Source organism: Sporosarcina trichiuri (assembly GCF_030406775.1).
GTDB classification, from domain to species: domain Bacteria; phylum Bacillota; class Bacilli; order Bacillales_A; family Planococcaceae; genus Sporosarcina; species Sporosarcina trichiuri.
The window spans coordinates 1,337,312-1,356,538 of the sequence record NZ_CP129119.1; the positions used below are offsets into that span (position 1 = coordinate 1,337,312).

The 19,227-nt window shown below is 53.5% G+C and carries 20 protein-coding genes; all 20 read right to left on the minus strand.

Annotated elements, in window-relative coordinates; all coding sequences use genetic code 11:
- Window positions 1-20: 20 nt before the first annotated feature.
- Window positions 21-797, minus strand: a complete 777-nt coding sequence (gene codY, locus QWT68_RS07100) for a GTP-sensing pleiotropic transcriptional regulator CodY (RefSeq protein ID WP_040286868.1) — start codon at window positions 795-797, stop codon at window positions 21-23.
- Between the two features lie 80 nt (window positions 798-877).
- Window positions 878-2,275, minus strand: a complete 1,398-nt coding sequence (gene hslU, locus QWT68_RS07105; RefSeq protein WP_290150315.1) for an ATP-dependent protease ATPase subunit HslU — start codon at window positions 2,273-2,275, stop codon at window positions 878-880.
- A complete protein-coding gene (gene hslV / locus QWT68_RS07110) occupies window positions 2,272-2,817 on the minus strand; it encodes an ATP-dependent protease subunit HslV (RefSeq protein WP_040286870.1) in 546 nt (181 codons plus the stop codon). Before hslV ends, hslU begins: the two co-directional genes overlap by 4 nt.
- Before the next feature lie 11 nt (window positions 2,818-2,828).
- A complete protein-coding gene (xerC, locus tag QWT68_RS07115; protein ID WP_290150316.1) occupies window positions 2,829-3,728 on the minus strand; it encodes a tyrosine recombinase XerC in 900 nt (299 codons plus the stop codon).
- 312 nt (window positions 3,729-4,040) lie between these two features.
- Window positions 4,041-5,357: an FADH(2)-oxidizing methylenetetrahydrofolate--tRNA-(uracil(54)-C(5))-methyltransferase TrmFO gene (trmFO, locus tag QWT68_RS07120; RefSeq protein WP_040286871.1), complete on the minus strand. Its 1,317-nt coding sequence runs from the start codon at window positions 5,355-5,357 to the stop codon at window positions 4,041-4,043.
- 24 nt (window positions 5,358-5,381) lie between these two features.
- Entirely contained in the window at window positions 5,382-7,460 is a 2,079-nt protein-coding gene (gene topA / locus QWT68_RS07125; protein WP_290150317.1) for a type I DNA topoisomerase, read from the minus strand.
- Window positions 7,461-7,579: 119 nt separating this feature from the next.
- A complete protein-coding gene (gene dprA, locus QWT68_RS07130; RefSeq protein ID WP_040286873.1) occupies window positions 7,580-8,431 on the minus strand; it encodes a DNA-processing protein DprA in 852 nt (283 codons plus the stop codon).
- A gap of 68 nt (window positions 8,432-8,499) precedes the next feature.
- A complete protein-coding gene (gene sucD / locus QWT68_RS07135) occupies window positions 8,500-9,402 on the minus strand; it encodes a succinate--CoA ligase subunit alpha (RefSeq protein ID WP_040286874.1) in 903 nt (300 codons plus the stop codon).
- Window positions 9,403-9,420: 18 nt separating this feature from the next.
- Window positions 9,421-10,581: an ADP-forming succinate--CoA ligase subunit beta gene (gene sucC / locus QWT68_RS07140; RefSeq protein WP_040286875.1), complete on the minus strand. Its 1,161-nt coding sequence runs from the start codon at window positions 10,579-10,581 to the stop codon at window positions 9,421-9,423.
- A gap of 127 nt (window positions 10,582-10,708) precedes the next feature.
- Window positions 10,709-10,990, minus strand: coding sequence for an EscU/YscU/HrcU family type III secretion system export apparatus switch protein (locus QWT68_RS07145; RefSeq protein ID WP_040286876.1), 282 nt, complete (start codon window positions 10,988-10,990; stop codon window positions 10,709-10,711).
- Complete coding sequence (locus QWT68_RS07150; protein WP_290150318.1) at window positions 10,987-13,017, minus strand: hypothetical protein; 2,031 nt, start codon at window positions 13,015-13,017, stop codon at window positions 10,987-10,989. The genes QWT68_RS07145 and QWT68_RS07150 overlap by 4 nt, the downstream gene beginning before the upstream one ends.
- A complete protein-coding gene (gene rnhB / locus QWT68_RS07155; protein ID WP_040286878.1) occupies window positions 13,017-13,796 on the minus strand; it encodes a ribonuclease HII in 780 nt (259 codons plus the stop codon). Before rnhB ends, QWT68_RS07150 begins: the two co-directional genes overlap by 1 nt.
- A gap of 112 nt (window positions 13,797-13,908) precedes the next feature.
- The gene (gene ylqF / locus QWT68_RS07160) at window positions 13,909-14,763 is read right to left on the minus strand and encodes a ribosome biogenesis GTPase YlqF (protein WP_290150319.1); all 855 of its coding nucleotides are present in this window, start codon (window positions 14,761-14,763) and stop codon (window positions 13,909-13,911) included.
- An 18-nt stretch (window positions 14,764-14,781) separates the two neighbouring features.
- On the minus strand, window positions 14,782-15,339 hold the full coding sequence (gene lepB / locus QWT68_RS07165) for a signal peptidase I (RefSeq protein WP_040286880.1): 558 nt from the start codon (window positions 15,337-15,339) through the stop codon (window positions 14,782-14,784).
- Window positions 15,340-15,439: 100 nt separating this feature from the next.
- Window positions 15,440-15,784, minus strand: coding sequence for a 50S ribosomal protein L19 (gene rplS, locus QWT68_RS07170; RefSeq protein WP_040286881.1), 345 nt, complete (start codon window positions 15,782-15,784; stop codon window positions 15,440-15,442).
- 124 nt (window positions 15,785-15,908) lie between these two features.
- Window positions 15,909-16,643, minus strand: a complete 735-nt coding sequence (gene trmD / locus QWT68_RS07175) for a tRNA (guanosine(37)-N1)-methyltransferase TrmD (protein ID WP_040287283.1) — start codon at window positions 16,641-16,643, stop codon at window positions 15,909-15,911.
- On the minus strand, window positions 16,643-17,158 hold the full coding sequence (gene rimM / locus QWT68_RS07180; RefSeq protein ID WP_290150320.1) for a ribosome maturation factor RimM: 516 nt from the start codon (window positions 17,156-17,158) through the stop codon (window positions 16,643-16,645). The genes trmD and rimM overlap by 1 nt, the downstream gene beginning before the upstream one ends.
- A 78-nt stretch (window positions 17,159-17,236) precedes the next feature.
- The gene (locus tag QWT68_RS07185) at window positions 17,237-17,470 is read right to left on the minus strand and encodes a KH domain-containing protein (RefSeq protein WP_290150321.1); all 234 of its coding nucleotides are present in this window, start codon (window positions 17,468-17,470) and stop codon (window positions 17,237-17,239) included.
- Between the two features lie 15 nt (window positions 17,471-17,485).
- Window positions 17,486-17,758, minus strand: coding sequence for a 30S ribosomal protein S16 (rpsP, locus tag QWT68_RS07190; RefSeq protein WP_040286884.1), 273 nt, complete (start codon window positions 17,756-17,758; stop codon window positions 17,486-17,488).
- Between the two features lie 101 nt (window positions 17,759-17,859).
- A complete protein-coding gene (gene ffh, locus QWT68_RS07195) occupies window positions 17,860-19,215 on the minus strand; it encodes a signal recognition particle protein (protein WP_040286885.1) in 1,356 nt (451 codons plus the stop codon).
- Window positions 19,216-19,227: the final 12 nt, after the last annotated feature.

Genomic DNA, 19,227 nt, shown 5'->3' on the forward strand with positions numbered 1-19,227 from the left:
TCTTTTTTGTGTTCCTTACATTATGATTTCTGTTTTTCGAGTTCCTCCAGGAATTTGCTGTTCAGCACTTTGATATATGTCCCTTTCATACCAAGGGAGCGGGACTCGATCACGCCGGCACTTTCAAGTTTGCGCAATGCGTTTACAATGACTGAGCGGGTGATACCGACACGGTCAGCGATCTTGGACGCAACCAAAAGGCCCTCGTTGCCATCAAGCTCATTGAAGATATGCTCGATCGCTTCATGCTCACTGTATGAAAGTGAGTTGATAGCCATCTGGACAACCGCTTTGCTGCGGGCTTCCGTTTCGATCTCTTCCGCTTTTTCACGGAGGATTTCCATGCCGACGACTGTAGCGCCATATTCGGCCAAGATGAGATCATCTTCCTTGAACTCTTCACTCAGACGGGCAAGGATCAGCGTCCCGAGACGGTCGCCGCCGCCGATGATCGGCACGATCGTTGTCAGGCCTTCCTTGAACAGGTCTTTATTTTCGACAGGGAAGACAGTATATTCGCTGTCCACGCCGATGTTCTGTGATGTTTCACGGATATTGAACAATTTGTTCGTATACGTTTCAGGGAACTTACGGTCTTCAAACATCTGCTTCATGCGCTCGTTTTCGATCTGGTGATGGATCTCGTGGCCGAGCAGCTTCCCTTTCCGGCTTACGATGAATGCGTTGCAGTCGATGACTTCGCTCAGCTGTTCGGCCATCTGTTTGAAGTTGACCTGCTTCCCGGCAGTTTCCTGAAGCATCGCGTTGATTTTTCTTGTTTTGTCTAACAGTGTCATTTATGGTTCCTCCTCAAGGTTCTTGACTGATATGAATATTCTAAAGGTTTTCAATTATTAAATAAACCATTTTGCCTTATTTACAGAATGAAATGTGACAGATCTTTGTCTTTGACAATTCCGGCTAATTTTTCATCGACATAGGCAGGTGTGATCCGGATGCTGGTCGGTCCGATATCCGAAGCCTCGAAAGATAATTCTTCCAGCAGACGCTCGACGATCGTATGCAGCCGTCTCGCCCCTATATTTTCCGTGTTGTCATTTACTTCGAATGCGATTTCCGCAATCCGGTCGATCGCCTCGTCCGTGAACTCCAACAGGACGTCCTCTGTCGCCAGAAGTTTCTCATACTGTCTGATGAGTGAGAAATCGGGCTCTTTCAAAATGCGCACAAAGTCCTCTTTCGACAGCTTATCCAGCTCGACCCGCAGCGGGAATCGGCCCTGCAGTTCCGGGATGATATCGGATGGTTTTGCGATATGGAACGCCCCTGCACCGATGAAGAGGATATAATCTGTCCGGACAGCACCATATTTAGTATTGACTGTGGATCCTTCGACGATCGGCAGGATATCGCGCTGTACGCCTTCACGCGATACGTCTGCATTGCCGGAACCGCTTTTGCTCGCGATTTTATCCATCTCATCGATGAAGATGATGCCGGACTGCTCTGTCAGCTCCACTGCAAGCCGTGCGATCTCATCATGGTCGATCAGCTTATCCGCTTCCTCCGCCTCGACGACTCGCCTTGCGTCTTTCACTTTCATGTTCCGGGAAACGGTCTTCTTCGGCATAAGGGATGATAAGGCATCCTGCATACTGGTTCCCATCTGTTCCATTCCCGATCCCTGGAGAGCGTCAAACATGGAAGGCTGCTGGGATTCCACATCCACGGTAATCTGCTCTTCCTCGAGCTTACCTTCTTTCAGAAGTGCGGCAATCTCGCTGCGTTTCCGCGTTCTTTCGGATTCCTCTTCCTGGTTTTCCGTGTCCTGCTCGTTCTTCTGGCCGCCGAAGAGCATTTCAAATGGATTCTGCATGTGGCCTTTCTTTTTCTTCGCCGGAACGAGCAGCTCGACGAGACGTTCTTCTGCCTGTTCAGCAGCCTGGTCTTTCACTTTCTCCCTCTGCTGTTCCTTGACGATACGAACCCCTGTCTCGACCAGATCGCGGACCATCGATTCGACATCCCGTCCGACGTAGCCGACTTCCGTGAACTTCGTCGCTTCCACTTTCACAAATGGGGCATCGACCAGTTTGGCGATACGGCGCGCAATTTCGGTTTTCCCGACGCCGGTCGGTCCGATCATCAATATGTTTTTCGGTATGATTTCACTTTTTTCCTCATCCGTGAGCAAATTTCTGCGGTATCTGTTGCGTAAGGCGACCGCGACCGCTCTTTTCGCTTGTTCCTGGCCGACAATATAACGGTTCAGGAAAGTGATCATCTCTTTTGGTGTCAGTTCCTTGGACTTCATTCGCCGAGCACCTCCACGATAATATTATCATTCGTGAATACACAGATTTCTGCAGCCGTTTCAAGGGCTGCCCGGGCAATCTGTTCCGCCGTGAGTGTATCGCCTGCATGCTTTGCCAGCGCACGGCCGGCTGCCAATGCATAGTTGCCGCCGGATCCGATGGCGAGGATACCGTCATCAGGCTCAATGACCTCACCTGTGCCGGAAACAAGCAGCAGGCTTTCTTTGTTCATGACGAGAAGCATCGCTTCCAGTTTCCTGAGGACCTGATCCCCCCGCCATTGTTTCGCCAATTCCACGGAGGCACGCTGCAGATTTCCGTTGTACTCCGTCAATTTGTCTTCAAACAGATCGAACAGTGTGAAGGCATCAGCTACGGATCCGGCAAACCCTGCAAGGACATTGCCGTTGAAGAGCCTTCTCACCTTCCTGGCCGTATGTTTCATGACGACGCTCTCTCCCATCGTCACCTGTCCGTCACCGGACATTGCACAGACCCCATTATGCCGGATTGCAAAAATTGTCGTTGCATGAAATTCCATTCAGATTCCTCCTAAGCACGCGGATGCGTATTCATGTAGGTTCTCCGTAAATGCTCTTTCGTTGTATGCGTGTAGATCTGCGTTGATGACAGATCGCTGTGGCCGAGCAATTCCTGCACTGTCCTCATATCGGCGCCCGCTGACAGCAAATGGGTGGCGAATGTATGGCGCAGCATATGCGGATACACTTTCGTCTGGATTGCAGCACGCTCCACTATGGATGTAAGGACATGCCGGACTCCCCTGGCTGTCAGAGCCCCGCCGCGCAAGTTGACGAACAGCTTATCATGGCGGACATTTTTCATGAGACGCGGTCGCACATTTCCTATGTATGATTCCAGCGCCTCTGCTGCCAGGCTCCCGAACGGAATATACCGTTCCTTCCTGCCTTTCCCCATGACACGGACGATACCCAGATCGAGGTCCACATCGGGCAGGGTGATGGACGTCAGCTCACTGACGCGCACCCCCGTCGCATAGAGCAGCTCGAGCAATGCTAGATCGCGTACGTCCCTCGGCTGCCCGCCTTGACATACCGAAAACAATTTTTCAAGTTCTTCTTCATAAAAAAAAGCCGGCAGCCGTTCTTCCTTTTTAGGATGATGCAGCAAGCGGAATGCCGTGTCGTCTATTCCGCATCGTGAATTCGCGAACCGGAAGAATGAGCGGACAGATGAGATTTTTCTGGAGATGGTCGTGCGGGACAGTCCGCGGTCATACAGCCGGGACACATACAGCCGGGCTTCCTGGTACGTGATCGACTCGATCGTGCCAATTCCTTCACTTGCCAGGAACTCAAGGAATTCGTCCACATCCGTTATATACTCGGATACAGTGTGTACAGAATAGTTCTTCTCCAAACGGATATACGTTATATAATCATCACGCAGTTTCAATGTCTGCTGTTCCAATGGATGCACCCCCGTATGAATGGCTCGGATTGCAGGGCGGGCTGGCGGTCATCTGTAACTGTTAGAAAATGCCGATTACTCGTTAAATTCAAATTCATCCACGGTTTACTATACATGATGAACCACTGTTCTATCAACTATCTGAGGCTCTGTCGTCAGACCTCTTAATAATATTTTGATGGACTGTCAACAAAACTTCACATTCTCTTCACGAATTGCCTGCCGCATCAACCATAAAGAAGCCAGCAGAGCATGACTGCTCTGCCGGCCGGCTCATTATCCAACACAAGACTCTTCTGGACAATATCGTCCTCAGTTTACCGTCTGGTGGGTTTCTTTGAACGTCTCCAATGCTGCCAGTGCACGTTCAGCATGTTTCTCCGCACGCTCAACCTTGGAACGGATCCGTTCGCCGAGATCCGGGAACAGACCGAAGTTGACATTCATCGGCTGGAAGTTCTTCGAGTCCGCTTCCGTAATATAGCGTGCCATACTGCCGAGCGCAGTTTCCTTCGGCAGGACGCAGAGCTCCTCACCGAGTGCCAGGCGGGCAGCGTTCATGCCTGCCACAAGGCCTGCTCCTGCAGATTCAACATACCCTTCGACGCCTGTCATCTGTCCGGCAAAGAACAGATTCGGGTTGGCGCGCAGCTGGTATGTCGGTTCGAGAACACGCGGGGAATTGATGAATGTGTTCCGGTGCATGACACCGTACCGGACGATCTCCACATTCTCAAGCCCGGGAATGAGACGGAGCACCTCTTTCTGTGCACCCCATTTCATGTGTGTCTGGAATCCGACAATATTATAGAGCGTGCCGGCTGCATCATCCTGACGCAGCTGCACAACCGCTTTCGGGCGCTTCCCTGTTTTCGGATCTTCGAGACCTACAGGTTTCATAGGTCCGAACAGCAGCGTCTTCTCTCCCCGGGAAGCGAGCACTTCCACGGGCATACAGCTTTCAAAATACACTTCTTTCTCGAATTCCTTCAGTTCAGCGACTTCCGCATTGACGAGTGCGTCATAGAAGCGGCCGAACTCCTCCTCATCCATCGGACAATTGAGATAAGCGGCTTCCCCTTTGTCATAGCGGGATTTCAAATAGACCTTGTCCATATCGATGGAATCCTTCTCGACGATCGGCGCTGCCGCATCGTAGAAGTACAGATATTCCTCCCCGGTCAGTTGGCGGACCTTCTCCGCGAGTGCCGGTGATGTCAGAGGTCCTGTCGCGATGACGGTGATTCCTTCAGGGATCTCTGTCACTTCTTCGTTGACGACTTCGATCAGCGGATGGTTTCTCACTTTGTCGGTGACATGCTGGGAGAATTCATGCCGGTCCACAGCAAGAGCGCCGCCTGCCGGAACGGAACATGCGTCCGCAGCCGAGATGATGACGGAGTCCAGGCGGCGCATCTCTTCTTTGATGACGCCGACTGCATTCGTCAGCGAGTTGGCACGCAGGGAATTGCTGCACACAAGCTCTGCGAACTTGTCTGTATGATGGGCGGGTGTCTGCTGGACAGGGCGCATTTCGTACAGGCGGACAGAGACGCCTCTGTTCGCGATCTGCCAGGCTGCTTCACTTCCTGCAAGACCGGCTCCGATTACATTAACTGATGGTGTCACGGTTACCACTTCTTTCCTGCTTAATTATTGTTGCGGGTTCTCTTTATAATCGCATTCCGTACACTGGATTTGAAGACCTTTTTTCAATCGTTTTTCAACTAACGTGCTTTCACACTTCGGACAAGGCCTGGAGATCGGCTTATCCCATGAGATATATTCACAGTCCGGGTACCGGTCGCAGCCATAGAAAATCCGGTTTTTCTTGCTCTTCCGCTCGACGACCTCCCCTTTTTTACATAGGGGACATGTGACGCCGATCGGCTTGACGATGGCTTTCGTATTGCGGCAGTCCGGGAAATTCGAACAAGCCATGAATTTACCGTACCGTCCCATTTTGAAGACCATTGGGGCTCCGCACTTTTCACAATCTTCGCCGGCAGGCTCGTCTTTGATTTCGATTTTTTCCATTTCCTCATCAGCGATCTTGAGGTGCTTCTCGAAATCTTTGTAGAAGTCATCGATCACTTTCACCCAGGCGATGTCGCCTTCTTCGATCTGGTCGAGGCTCTGTTCCATTTTTGCCGTGAATTCGGCATTGGTGATATCCGAAAAGTATTGGTTCACCGCCGCGTTGACGATCTCCCCGAGTTCGGTCGGTACGAACCGCTTGGCGTCAAGCGTCACATATCCGCGTCTCTGGATCGTATCCAGTGTCGGCGCGTAGGTGGACGGACGGCCGATGCCGAGCTCTTCCAGTGTCTTGACGAGACGGGCTTCCGAATAACGGGGCGGCGGCTGCGTGAAGTGCTGTTTCGGATCGATCTTCGTACATTCGACAGTTTCCCCTTCCTCCAGTGGCGGAAGGACGTTATCCTTCTCCTCTTCCTTATCGTCCTGGCTCTCGACGTAGACTTTCATGAAGCCTTGGAATTTCACCTGGGAGCCTGTCGCCCTGAACTGGATGCCGCTGTTTACAAGATCCGCAGTCACTGTATCGAGGACTGCCGGCGCCATCTGGCTCGCGACAAAACGGGACCAGATGAGCTTGTACAGTTTCAGCTGGTCTTTCGACAAGAATTCTTTCATCGCATCTGGTGTCCTCATGACGGAGGTGGGCCGCACCGCTTCATGGGCATCCTGCGTCTTCGCTGCAGCAGGCTTGCCCGTTGTTTTCGTACTGCGGAGATACTCCTTCCCGTACATGGTCCCGATATGCTCTTTCGCTTCACCTTGCGCAGTTTCCGAAATCCGGGTCGAGTCGGTACGCATGTAGGTGATCAGGCCGACGATCCCTTCTTTGCCGACAGTGATCCCTTCGTAGAGCTGCTGGGCGATCATCATTGTCTTCTTGGCCCGGAAATTGAGCTTACGGGCAGCTTCCTGCTGCAGGGAAGACGTCGTGAAAGGTGCTGCGGGATTCCGTTTCCTCTCTTTTTTCACGACTTTTGTAACAGTGAACCCGTCGCCGTCGAGCTGGCCGAGAATTTCGTCCACCTGCTGTTTGTCGCCGAGCTTCACTTTCTTGCCTGATTTGCCGTAGAACGAGGCATTGAACGCACCTTCCGTTTTGCTGAAGTCTCCGCCGATCGTCCAGTATTCTTCCGGTTCGAAGACCTTGATCTCCTCTTCCCGGTCGATGATCAGTTTGAGGGCCACGGATTGGACACGGCCTGCAGAGAGTCCCTTTTTCACTTTCTTCCACAGTATCGGGCTTATATTATAGCCGACCAGACGATCGAGGATGCGCCGTGCCTGCTGGGCATCCACAAGGTCTGAATTGATCGGGCGCGGATGCTTGAACGAATCTTTGATGGCGTCTTTCGTAATTTCGTTGAAGACGACACGGCAGTCCGTTTCTTCATCCACACCGAGCTGGTGCGCGAGGTGCCAGGCGATCGCTTCCCCCTCTCTGTCGGGGTCAGCTGCGAGAAAGATCTTTTTCGCTTTTTTCGCTTCTTTTTTCAAGTCCTGCAAGATCGGGCCTTTCCCACGGATCGTTATATACTTCGGCTCATAATTATTTTCAACGTCGACTCCCATCTGACTGCGCGGCAGATCGCGCAGGTGACCGAGGGAAGCGCGCACCTTGTATTTCTTTCCTAAGTACCGCTCGATTGTTTTCGCTTTCGCGGGTGATTCCACTATTACCAAGTAATCCGCCATTATGTTTCGTCCCCCTTACAGAGGTTCTTTGTATTTATTCATCCAAAAGAATATCTGTTGCAAAATGTATAACAGTTTTTCTGGAAAAGCAACTGTTTCAGTGAAATGGTTTTTTTCCGTCACGATTCGACAACCGTCGCAATGAGCTGAAAACCGTTCCAGATTCCGGTCGCGCCTTCGTTCAGCAGCCTGTTCGGGCCGAGTGAAAGCGGCGAATCGATCGGGCCGGGGACCGCGAAGACTTCCTTGCCATGTTCAAGTGCATGCTCGATCGTGCTCATCGTGCCGCTCTTCTCGGCCGCTTCCGTGATGATGAGCGATCTCGACAATCCGCTGATGATCCGGTTGCGCATCGGGAAGGTCCATTTAGCCGGCTTATGATAGGGCGGATATTCCGTGATCAGAAGATGATGGGCTGCAATCTGCTCGGCAAGCTGCCGGTTCTCTTTCGGGTATAAATGAAAGAACCCGTTTCCAAGGACGGCGATCGTCTCGCCGCCATACCGGATGGCCGCTTCATGGGCGAATGTGTCCGCGCCTTTTGCGAGTCCGGAAACGATGACAAAGCCGTTTGCGACAAGCGGCGGGACGATCTGTTCCATTGCTTTCACGGAATAGGAAGTTGCTTGCCGGGCGCCGATGATGGCGGTGAGATTTTCTTTTTTCAATAACTTCCGGTTGCCTTTTGTATAGAGAACGGCAGGCGGGTCGATCAGTTGCTTCAGTTGTGGAGGATAGTCAGGATGAGTATAGGGAATGGGGAAGATTCCTTTTTGCAGAAGCAGTTCCAAGAGGGGGAGCCTGGAAAGTCCGGTCAGTTTCTCAATGAGGTCCGCGGGCTGTTTCAATGATGAATGTGTAAAGTTTTCGTCACCTGTCTGATAACTCAAATACCGATGAAGTTTCGGATACGGAGCCGGCCAGGCGTAATGCAGTTTCAGCAGGTCGATTTCCTGTTCGGACAGATTCATGCTGTTCCTCCTTTTTCAATTATAGAAAAAGGCAGCGCATCTTGGCGATACGCTGCTCTCTTCTATGATCAGTGGGTCTTGCACTTCTCGTACAGACCTTTTTCCTTGATGACTTTGATCAGTGTTTCACCGATGACGGAAGGCGTCTCTGCGACTTCCACGCCTGCGCTGTTGAGCGCTTTGATCTTTTCATCAGCAGTACCCTTACCGCCGGAAATGATGGCGCCTGCGTGGCCCATACGCTTTCCTGGAGGTGCTGTCTGTCCGCCGATGAACCCGACGACAGGTTTCTTCATGTTGGCTTTGATCCACTCGGCTGCTTCTTCCTCTGCCGTACCGCCGATCTCACCGATCATGACGACTGCGTATGTGTCTTCATCTTCGTTGAATTCTTTCAGGACGTCGATGAAGTTCGTGCCGTTGACCGGGTCTCCGCCGATACCGACAGCGGTCGTCTGGCCGATGCCTGCTTCGGAAAGCTGGTGGACCGCCTCATACGTCAGTGTGCCGGAGCGTGAAATGACGCCGACATGACCTTTTGTATGGATGTAGCCCGGCATGATGCCGATCTTGCACTCTTCCGGTGTGATGACACCCGGGCAGTTAGGACCGACCAGGCGTGTTTTCTTGCCTTCCATATAACGGACGACTTTCACCATGTCAAGGACCGGGATGTGTTCCGTGATGCAGATGGCCATGTCCAGTTCTGCATCCACAGCTTCCATGATCGCATCCGCTGCGAACGGAGCCGGCACATAGATGACAGATACGTTGGCGCCTGTTTCCTTGACAGCGTCTTCCATCGTATTGAATACAGGAACGCCGTCCACTTCCGTGCCGCCTTTTCCTGGTGTGACACCTGCGACGATTTTCGTGCCGTATTCAAGCATTTGCTGGGTATGGAATTTCGCAGTCCCGCCGGTGATACCCTGCACGACCACTTTTGTATTCTTGTCGATATAAATACTCATCGTTTGTCCCTGCCTTTCTTAGCCTACGATTTCAACAATCTTTTGTGCGCCGTCCGCCATCGAGCCGGCAGCGATAATATTGAGTCCGGACTCGTTCAGCAGAGCTTTCCCTCTGTCGACGTTGGTACCTTCAAGACGGACAACGAGCGGCACTTCCAGGCCGACTTCCTTCGCTGCCGTGATGACACCTTCCGCGATGACGTCACACTTCATGATGCCGCCGAAGATGTTGACGAAGATCCCTTTGACATGCTCGTCGGAAAGGATGATCTTGAACGCTTCAGTGACTTTTTCAGCAGTCGCGCCGCCCCCAACGTCCAGGAAGTTCGCGGGTGACCCGCCGTAGTAGTTGATCGTATCCATTGTAGCCATGGCAAGTCCCGCACCGTTGACCATGCAGCCGATATTTCCGTCGAGCGAAATGTAGCTGAGGTCGTACTTCGATGCTTCGATCTCTTTAGCGTCTTCTTCTTCGAAGTCGCGAAGTTCCACGATGTCCTTGTGGCGGAACAATGCATTGTCGTCGAAGTTGAACTTCGCGTCCAGTGCAAGCACTTTATCGTCTCCAGTGACGACAAGCGGGTTGATCTCCACGATGGATGCATCTTTTTCCACGAACACTTGGTACAGACCTGTCATGAATTTCGCAGCTTTGTTCACAAGGTGCGTCGGGATGTTCATGTTGAAAGCCATGCGGCGTGCCTGGAAGCCGGTCAGGCCGACAACCGGATCGATCACTTCACGGAAAATCTTTTCAGGAGTCGCTTCCGCCACTTCCTCGATATCCATTCCGCCTTCTTCGGATCCCATCAGCGTTACGCGGTCCGTCGCACGGTCCACGACGAGGCTGATGTAATATTCTTTCTGGATGTCTGCGCCTTCTTCGATCAGCAGACGCTTGACTTCTTTTCCTTCAGGGCCGGTCTGGTGTGTCACCAGTGTCTTGCCGAGAAGTTCTTTCGCATATGCGCGCACTTCGTCAAGAGTCTTGGCGATCTTGACGCCGCCTGCCTTGCCGCGGCCGCCTGCGTGGATCTGCGCTTTCACGACGAATACGTCAGTGCCCAGTTCCTTTGCTGCGTTTACTGCCTCTTCCGGGGAGAACGCTGCAATTCCTTTTGAAGCTGCGACTCCGTAGTCACGGAGGAGCTGCTTCCCTTGATATTCATGGATATTCATCTTATATCCTCCAATCAAACTGATAGCTGTACTTTACTGCGTACTCTATTGTAGTAAACTTGTCATACTATGTCCATATTTGTACTCGTCTCTAGCGAAATTTCTGTACTACGACAGGAACCGACGCTTACTTTCCGCTCTGCGACCGATCCAGACGATAAACGTAGGCGAGCACTTCGGATACTGCCTGATACAGCTGTTCAGGAATTGTCTCATTCACATCCAGCTGTCCGAGGAGCTCGACCAGGGACGGGTCTTCCTGTATCGGCACACCGTGCTCCTTCGCCTTCTGGAGGATATTATCGGCGATCTGCCCCTTCCCCTTGGCCGTCACTTTCGGGGCATCGTTCTGCTCGGGCACGTAGGACAGCGCCACTGCTTCGCGGCGTTTATACGGTTTCTCACTCATATGCGGAAGTCCACTCCTTTCAGGTTCCTGCCGGATGATGGATGTAGTTTTTTCTGCCCGGCGTCTTCCTCCCTGAATGGTTTGAAGCGGACCGCAGACAGTTTGTAGCCGCCTTCTTCAAGCCCTTCCTCCAATTTCCCCTGCAGGACCTGCCCGGTTGACTGAAGACGGGGATCTCCATTGAAGATGGTCAGGGTGATGACCTTATTCTGCACCTGCATATCGACGACCGTTTTCTTCAGTGCCTCAAGATCCAGGTAGAACAGCACGCGCGCATGATCGGGGTCGATTTTTCCATCGTCTTTCAGACGGCCGTTCCACTCGAGTGTGGCGTCGATCCTGCTGCCCTGCAGCGTCAGTGGCAGCTGCATGATGATCTGCTGCTGGGCCCCTGTATCGACCGACTGGAGCGGCGGGCCGTTCAGGCGGGAGACGGCAGCCTCTGCCGCTTCACGCAGTGCGGGACCTGCCGAACTGTTCTGCAGGAGGGCGACCAAATGGGGTTTGAGTGAATCCTGTATCTGCTGGATATCCGGCTCCTTCGTGGCCAGTCCGGCCTCGTAGTTCACACCCAGTTTCGTGAGCACGGTTTGGATCGCCTGCTTCACTGCGTGCCCTGTCAGTTCCTCTGCCGTCCGTCCTTCCGCTGCTGCGGCTAATGTCTGGATGGCCGGTGAGTCGGACTGCTGCGCCTGGAGAACCAGCTGCGCGAGCCTGCCGCTGCCTCCTGCAGCATCCACTGCGGCCCGGATGAGTGTCGGTACCGAAGAAGCGGGCTGCGGCTCATCAGGTGCCTGAAATGGCGCCTGCACCCCGCCAGGCGCCGTCTCCGTCTGACGCAAGCCTGGCAGCAGCATACGGTCAGTGGATTCCGTGAAGAAAAGCCTGCTCAATTTGGTCAGAACGGACGCTGCCGGCTCGTCCGTCTGCATACTGGTTGCCAGTATGCCGGCAGCCTGCGTCTTGACAGCAGGAGGCAAATCCGACTGCTCCAGCATACGGGCCAGCCGGGCCGCGGTCGCTTGCGGCAGTTTCGCTGCTCCATCCGCCTGCTGCAGCAAGGCAAGGACCTGCCGGCTGTCACTTTTCGCGGCCGGCGCCTGCACGTCTGCAGCAGACCCAGGCATTGCCTGTGGCGCATTCCGGGCCGTTTGCGCGGAGAATTGCTGTCCCGGCTTCACGGCAGACTCTCCGACGGAACCCTGCGTAACCAGCTTCGCCAAAACTTCAGGAAGATTTGCAAGGGATGTACCCGCCGGCAGCACTCCTGACGTTTTCAGCAGCTGTACTGCCTGGAACCGGTCGCCTGCCTGCGCGGACGAGTCGAGTGCAGTCCTGATCGTCAATGCAAACAGTCTTGCGCCGTTCGTTTCCAGCAGCGGCAGCTTCAGCTGCTGGAGAAGCTGCCGGATCTCCTGTTTACCGTCCGCCGGGATGGCCGGATCCGCCTCCAGAGCCGTCTGCAGGCCGCCGAGGACAGAATGCAGACCTTCTTTCGTCTCGACCCCCATCATTGCCTGGAACAGCTGGGGAGTGACCGGCAGTTTCAGGGCCGTCAGTTTTCCGATCGACTGGACGGCTGCCTGCATCTGCGCAGGGGATGTCTGTTTCAACAGGGCTTCTCCTGCAAGAAGGGCCTCTTTCGTCATAGGGAGCTGCTGTTGGATGAATGATTCCGCAAGCTGGCGCATCTGCGGCGTCTTCGGCAGCTGCATGGTCTCCAGCAGGCTGTCGATTTTGGCACTCTGCGGCTCTTTCTGCCCATGCGGTCCCGAGATGATCTTCAGCTGCAGTTCTGGCTCGGTCGCCTTCACTTGGAAATAGTAGCTGTCTCCCGCTTTCAATGGCACTTCCAGCTTGGCATGCATCTTCTGGCTCCCGATCTGGACTTCCGCCATTTCGCCGGGAAACAGCTGCTGGATCTTGCCGTGGAATACTTGCCCTTCGCGCATCTTGAGCTGTGTGCCGGACTGCACTGCACCCAATGCATTGGGCGGCATATTCTGGCCGATCGATGGATAATTCATCAGTCTGTCCCCTTTCCGGCAATCATCGATTTGACCGGTTCGAATGTCCTTCGGTGATACGGACACGGACCGTGCAGCCGGAGGGCCTCCAGATGTTCAGGCGTTCCGTACCCTGCATGTTTTCCGAACCCATACATTGGATACTCTTTGTGCAACTCGTCCATCAGCCTGTCCCTCTCCGTCTTTGCCAGTATCGAGGCTGCAGCGATCGCCAGGCTCTGTGCATCCCCTTTTATGATGGAGGCGGACGGGCAGTCCGCTGACAGTGTCATCGCATCCGCCATCACATAATCCGGTCTTACAGCAAGGGATTGGATCGACTGTTCCATTGATTCCCGGGTCGCGGCGTAGATATTCACTTCATCGATCCGCTCAGCGGACTGGATATGGACCGACCAGGCGACAGCTGTCTGCCTGATCTCTTCAGCGAGATGTTCCCGCTGTTTCCGGGTAATCTTCTTCGAATCGTCAAGACCGATCAGTCCATCAGCTTCCTGAGGAAGAATGACAGCCGCCGTGACCACAGGCCCGGCAAGCGGGCCCCTGCCCGCTTCGTCGGTCCCGGCACCGAGCGCCTCCGGAAACGGTGCGAACGACAGATCGAACTCTTGCTTGCTGCGGTGGTTCTCCTCCAGGACACGGCGCTTTTCATATGACCTGCGCCAGGTTTTCAGTGCCTGCTGGACACCTGCCCGCTGATCGTGCTCCAGTTCCGTTATCCAGTCGGCCGGTCCAGATGCCGCTTTCAGTTCCTCTTTGATCGTCTGTATCGTCTTCACTCGCTCACCCTCTGTTTTCACGTGAAATGGTTTGTTTCTTATATCGGCCGGAATCCTTCGATTTCGATATGAAAAAGCTGAAGCCGGCTGTCAGAGCCGGCTTCAGCCGCTGTTACACCTGTTCAGTTGTCCAGTCGAACGTCAGTCGTCCGAAATTTCCGCTCCTGACATCCTGGACGATCAGTTCGGCGACTTTGTCATAGTCGATTTCCCCGCCTGTCGTATAGGCTTTCCTGCGTGCCCCGACTGCGTCGAACAGCTCTCGGGTGTCTTCTTCAGCGGTAGTGAACCCATACCGCTCTTCCAGCCTGTCGGGATAGCGGTCTGCCAGGAAACGGAGTCCGTATACTGCCAAGTCTTCCATATTGACGATTGTATCTTTAATGGCGCCTGTCAATGCCAGCTTCAGGCCAGTCTCCGGGTCTTCGAACTTCGGCCAGAGGATCCCCGGGGTATCGAGGAGCTCCAGCTCTTTTCCGTATTTGATCCACTGCTGGGCTTTCGTGACGCCCGGCTTATTCCCTGTCTTGGCGATATTTTTCTTGGCAAGCCGGTTGATGAGCGTCGACTTTCCGACATTCGGGATGCCGACAATCATCGCACGGATGGCTCCAGGCCGGATGCCCCGTTTCTTCATCCGTTCAATCTTCGGAGCGAGGACGTCCTTTGCCGCTTTCGTCACAGTCTGCAGGCCCTTGCCTTCAAACGAATTGATGGCGATCGCCTGGATATCCTGCTCCGCGAAATGGCGGATCCACCTTGCCGTCTCCTGTTCATCCGCCAGATCCATCTTATTGAGGATCAGCAATCTCGGTTTCTGATGAATGACTTCGTCGATCATCGGATTCCGTGATGACAGCGGAAGCCGTGCGTCCACGAGTTCGAACACGATATCGACCAATTTCAGCTGCTCGGTAACTTCCCGCCTGGCTTTCGCCATGTGTCCGGGGAACCATTGTATTGCCATGTGCCAATCCCGTCCTTTTCACTCCACCGGTCCGATATCTTTCATCGGCCAGAAAACGAATTTTGTCGTGCCTATAATCTGATCGATGCTGATGGCACCGATATGCCGGGAATCATTGCTCATCCGCCGGTTGTCCCCCATGACGAATACATGCCCTTCAGGCACTGTCTGCCGGTGGATCTTCTCTTCCAGCGTAAAGTCCTCCGTCAGTGTCCCGCCCGCCAGATCCTCTTTGTACGTATCCAAATATGGTTCCTTTTGGGCTTCTCCGTTTATGTAGAGAACATCGTCCACATACTCGATTTCATCGCCCGGTAAGCCGATGACCCGTTTGATGTAATCTTTCTGTTCGGGTGCATGGAAAACCACGATATCGAAATGGTCAGGCTTTCCGACCGTATAGCTGATCTTGTTGACGATCATCTTGTCGCCATCTTTAAGTGTCGGCATCATGGAGACGCCGTCTACGACAATCGGCGTGAACAAGAACAGCCGGATGACCGCCGCAATGCCGAAAGCGATCAGAAGTGCTTTCATCCATTCAAATGTTTCGCTTTTCTGTTTCTCCCCAGTCATGCCCACGCCTCCTGCAGTCTATTGTTCCAATTGTAACAGTACAGCCGGGTTTGAGGCAAAAAGAAAGGAGGCCGCCTGAGCGGTCTCCTTCTTTTTATGCTTATCGAAGTTCTTTGATACGTGCAGCTTTTCCGCGCAGGTTGCGAAGGTAGTACAGCTTCGCACGGCGTACTTTACCGCGGCGTGTCACTTCTAGTTTTGCGATTTTCGGTGTGTGTACAGGGAATGTACGCTCAACGCCGACACCGTTGGAAATTTTACGGACTGTGAACGTTTCACTGATTCCGCTTCCGCGGCGCTTGATGACGACACCTTCAAACAGCTGGATCCGCTCACGTGTACCTTCCACGATTTTCACGTGCAAACGTACTGTGTCTCCCGGACGGAATGCCGGCAGGTCGCTTTTCAGCTGGTCTTTCGTGATATCTGCAATAAGTTGTTGCATGATTCTCTCTCCTATCCTTAGAGGCTCTTGCAGCCAGCTTGGCCGCAGCGGAACATCAGTTAAGTATGTGCTCACATAGAAGCACGTATATCATGTTAGCACAGCTGCCACGGTTGCGCAACCGTTACTGCTGGGATTTCAGACGGCTGAGGATCTTCTGCTGCTCCGGCGTCAGCGGATAGGTCTCCAGCAGATCCGGCCGCCGCTCGAATGTCCTCTTCAGCGATTGTTCCATCCGCCATTTGTCAATCTCGGCGTGGTTGCCGGACAGCAGGACATCCGGAACCGGGAGACCTTCATAATCTGCCGGACGTGTATACTGCGGATGCTCCAGCAGTCCCGTCGAAAAGGAATCCTCCACGGAGGAGACGTTGTTGCCGAGGACCCCCGGCAGCAGGCGGACGATACTGTCGATCATCGTCATCGCCGCCAGCTCGCCGCCTGTCAGGACGAAGTCGCCGATGGAGAGCTCGTCCGTCACAAGATGCTCGCGAATCCGTTCATCATACCCTTCATAATGACCGCAGATGAATACGAGCTGCTCTTCTTCTGCAAGTTCTTCCGCCTTCGCCTGGCTGAACCGCTCCCCCTGCGGACACATGAGGATGACCCGCGGCGGCTTTTCAGATCCGTTCGTCACCGCTTTCACCGCATTGAACAGCGGTTCCGGTTTCAGCACCATCCCGGCACCGCCACCATATGGATAGTCATCGACCTTCTTATGCTTGTTCTCCGAGTACTCCCGGAAATCCGTCACGCCGAGCTGCACCGCTCCGTTTTCCTGGGCTTTTTTCAGTATCGAGGAATTGAACACCCCGGTAAACATCTCGGGGAACAGCGACAGGACCTGGACGTTCATCATGACAGGAGACCTTCCATGACATCGATCGTGATTGTCTTGTTCGGTACGTCGATCTCCTTGACGATGTCTTCGATGTACGGGATGTAATGCGGTTTGCCTGTTTCGGGTGTCACTGTCCAGACATCGTTCGCACCCGTTTCCAGGATTTCCGTGACTGTGCCGATTGTCTCCCCTTCCAGGGAGACGACCTTGCAGCCTATGATTTCATGATAGTAGAACTCGTTGTCTTCCAACTCGCCGAGCTGCTTCTCGGAGATTTTCAGCATACCGGTTTTATACTTCTCTACATGGCTCAAGTTGTAATGGCCTTCGAACGTGAGCAGGTAGAAATTTTTGTGGCGGCGCGAACTTGCGATCTTCAGGTGAACAGGTTTTGTTTCGTTCGGCATGAAGAGCGCCAGTTCGCTGCCGACTGCAAAGCGTTCCTCGGGAAAGTCGGTGCGTGACAAGACCCGCACTTCCCCCTGGACGCCGTGTGTATTGACAAGTTCTCCAACGTTAAACCATTGCATAGGCCGACCCTTCCTTCTGTCCGTAGTGATTCTGCCGTATGAAAAAGGGAGGAACCGAGGCTCCTCCCTTGTACAGTGTTAGTCAACGATATCGATATAGACCCGTTTACCGCGGTGGCTGCCTGCAGCTGATGTCACAATTGTCCGTATCGCGCCTGCGACACGGCCCTGCTTTCCTATGATCTTCCCCATGTCTTCCGGGTGGACGGAAAGTTTGTAGGCAATCCGGGTGTCCTGCTCATCCTTTTCGATCTGCACCGATTCAGGATGATCGACCAGCGGTTTCACGATTGTCTGGATCAGCTGCTCCATGAGCACACCTCCTGATTACTTACCGAGTTTCGCGTTATGGAATTTCTCCATGATGCCCTGCTCAGAAAGCAAGTTGCGGACTGTATCGGACGGCTTTGCGCCGTTCTGCATCCACTGCAGTACTTTTTCTTCGTCGATCTTCACTTCAGCCGGCTTCGTGAGCGGGTTGTAAGTTCCGACTGTTTCGATTTGACGGCCGTCACGCGGTGAACGTGAATCGGCAACTACGATACGATAGAAAGGTGATTTCTTTGCACCCATACGTTTTAGACGAATTTTAACTGACATAATTTGTTGCACCTCCGAATAGTTTCACACAAGATAGTATATTATCAACCTTCTTGGTGTTTGTAAAGTGTTTTTTCTTAACACCTGTCATTTGCGCCGGTTTATTTGAAAAATGCGTCCATGCCGGGGAATTTCATCTTCTTTTTGTTCTTCATCTGCGCCCCGGTCATCTGCTTCACCATCTTCTTCATTTCCTCGAATTGCTTCAGCAGTCGGTTCACTTCCTGGATCGACGTGCCTGACCCTTTTGCGATCCGTTTCTTGCGGCTCGCATTGATCATTTCAGGCGTGGCACGCTCCTGGGTCGTCATCGAATAGATGACCGCTTCGACTTTCCCCATCTGGCTTTCATCCACCTGAGCGTTCTCGAGCCCTTTTATTTTGTTGAAGCCCGGCATCATCTTGAGGATCTCATCGAGCGGCCCCATCTTCTTCACCTGCTGGAGCTGGTCCAGGAAATCATCGAGGGTGAAGGTCTGTGTGCGCAGTTTCTGTTCGAGATCCCGCGCCTTTTCCTCATCGACGTTTTCCTGTGCTTTCTCGATGAGCGACATGACATCGCCCATGCCGAGGATCCGTGATGCCATGCGCTCGGGATGGAATGGTTCGAGCGCGTCCATCTTCTCACCCATACCGACGTACTTGATCGGTTTTTGGGTGACGGAACGGATGGACAATGCCGCCCCGCCGCGTGTATCACCGTCCAGTTTGGTGAGCGCGACGCCTGTGATGCCGATCGTATCATCAAAGTTCTTCGCGACATTGACGGCATCCTGACCTGTCATGGCATCGACGACGAGGAACGTTTCATCCGGTGAAGCGAGCTCGCGGATATCTTTCAGTTCCTGCATGAGCGCTTCGTCGATATGGAGACGTCCCGCCGTATCGATGATGACTACGTCATTATGGTCTTCATCCGCCTTTGCAAGCGCCTGCCGGACGATTTCGACAGGTGACACGTCCGTTCCGAGAGAGAAGACCGGAATGGTGAGCTGTTTCCCGATCGTCTGCAGCTGCTGGACGGCTGCCGGACGGTAGACGTCCGCCGCGACGAGCAGCGGTTTCTTGTTGTTGCGTTTCCGCAGCGAGTTGGCAAGCTTTCCGGAAGTTGTCGTTTTCCCGGCCCCCTGCAGGCCGACCATCATGATGACCGTCGGCGCTTTGCGTGCGAACTGGATGCCGGACTGCTCTTCGCCCATCAAGTTCGTCAATTCGTCTTTGACGATCTTCACGACCTGCTGTCCCGGTGTCAGGCTCTTCATGACGTCCTGTCCGACAGATCGCTCGCTTACCGTCTTGACGAACTCCTTGACGACTTTCAAGTTGACGTCCGCCTCGATCAGTGCAAGCCTGACTTCGCGCATCATTTCCTTGACGTCGGCTTCACTGATCTTGCCCTTGCCTGTAATTTTCTGAAGCGTCCCTTGCAGGCGCTCCGCCAATCCCTCAAAAGCCATGCACAGAACCTC

Bases quoted from the DNA above. Each gene is read 5' to 3' on its own strand.
- codY (WP_040286868.1), bottom strand. From the start codon at position 797: ATGACACTGTTAGACAAAACAAGAAAAATCAACGCGATGCTTCAGGAA.
- hslU (WP_290150315.1), bottom strand. From the start codon at position 2,275: ATGAAGTCCAAGGAACTGACACCAAAAGAGATGATCACTTTCCTGAAC.
- hslV (WP_040286870.1), bottom strand. From the start codon at position 2,817: ATGGAATTTCATGCAACGACAATTTTTGCAATCCGGCATAATGGGGTC.
- topA (WP_290150317.1), bottom strand. From the start codon at position 7,460: ATGGCGGATTACTTGGTAATAGTGGAATCACCCGCGAAAGCGAAAACA.
- dprA (WP_040286873.1), bottom strand. From the start codon at position 8,431: ATGAATCTGTCCGAACAGGAAATCGACCTGCTGAAACTGCATTACGCC.
- sucD (WP_040286874.1), bottom strand. From the start codon at position 9,402: ATGAGTATTTATATCGACAAGAATACAAAAGTGGTCGTGCAGGGTATC.
- sucC (WP_040286875.1), bottom strand. From the start codon at position 10,581: ATGAATATCCATGAATATCAAGGGAAGCAGCTCCTCCGTGACTACGGA.
- QWT68_RS07145 (WP_040286876.1), bottom strand. From the start codon at position 10,990: ATGAGTGAGAAACCGTATAAACGCCGCGAAGCAGTGGCGCTGTCCTAC.
- QWT68_RS07150 (WP_290150318.1), bottom strand. From the start codon at position 13,017: ATGAATTATCCATCGATCGGCCAGAATATGCCGCCCAATGCATTGGGT.
- ylqF (WP_290150319.1), bottom strand. From the start codon at position 14,763: ATGGCAATACAATGGTTCCCCGGACACATGGCGAAAGCCAGGCGGGAA.
- lepB (WP_040286880.1), bottom strand. From the start codon at position 15,339: ATGACTGGGGAGAAACAGAAAAGCGAAACATTTGAATGGATGAAAGCA.
- rplS (WP_040286881.1), bottom strand. From the start codon at position 15,784: ATGCAACAACTTATTGCAGATATCACGAAAGACCAGCTGAAAAGCGAC.
- trmD (WP_040287283.1), bottom strand. From the start codon at position 16,643: ATGAACGTCCAGGTCCTGTCGCTGTTCCCCGAGATGTTTACCGGGGTG.
- rimM (WP_290150320.1), bottom strand. From the start codon at position 17,158: ATGCAATGGTTTAACGTTGGAGAACTTGTCAATACACACGGCGTCCAG.
- QWT68_RS07185 (WP_290150321.1), bottom strand. From the start codon at position 17,470: ATGGAGCAGCTGATCCAGACAATCGTGAAACCGCTGGTCGATCATCCT.
- rpsP (WP_040286884.1), bottom strand. From the start codon at position 17,758: ATGTCAGTTAAAATTCGTCTAAAACGTATGGGTGCAAAGAAATCACCT.
- ffh (WP_040286885.1), bottom strand. From the start codon at position 19,215: ATGGCTTTTGAGGGATTGGCGGAGCGCCTGCAAGGGACGCTTCAGAAA.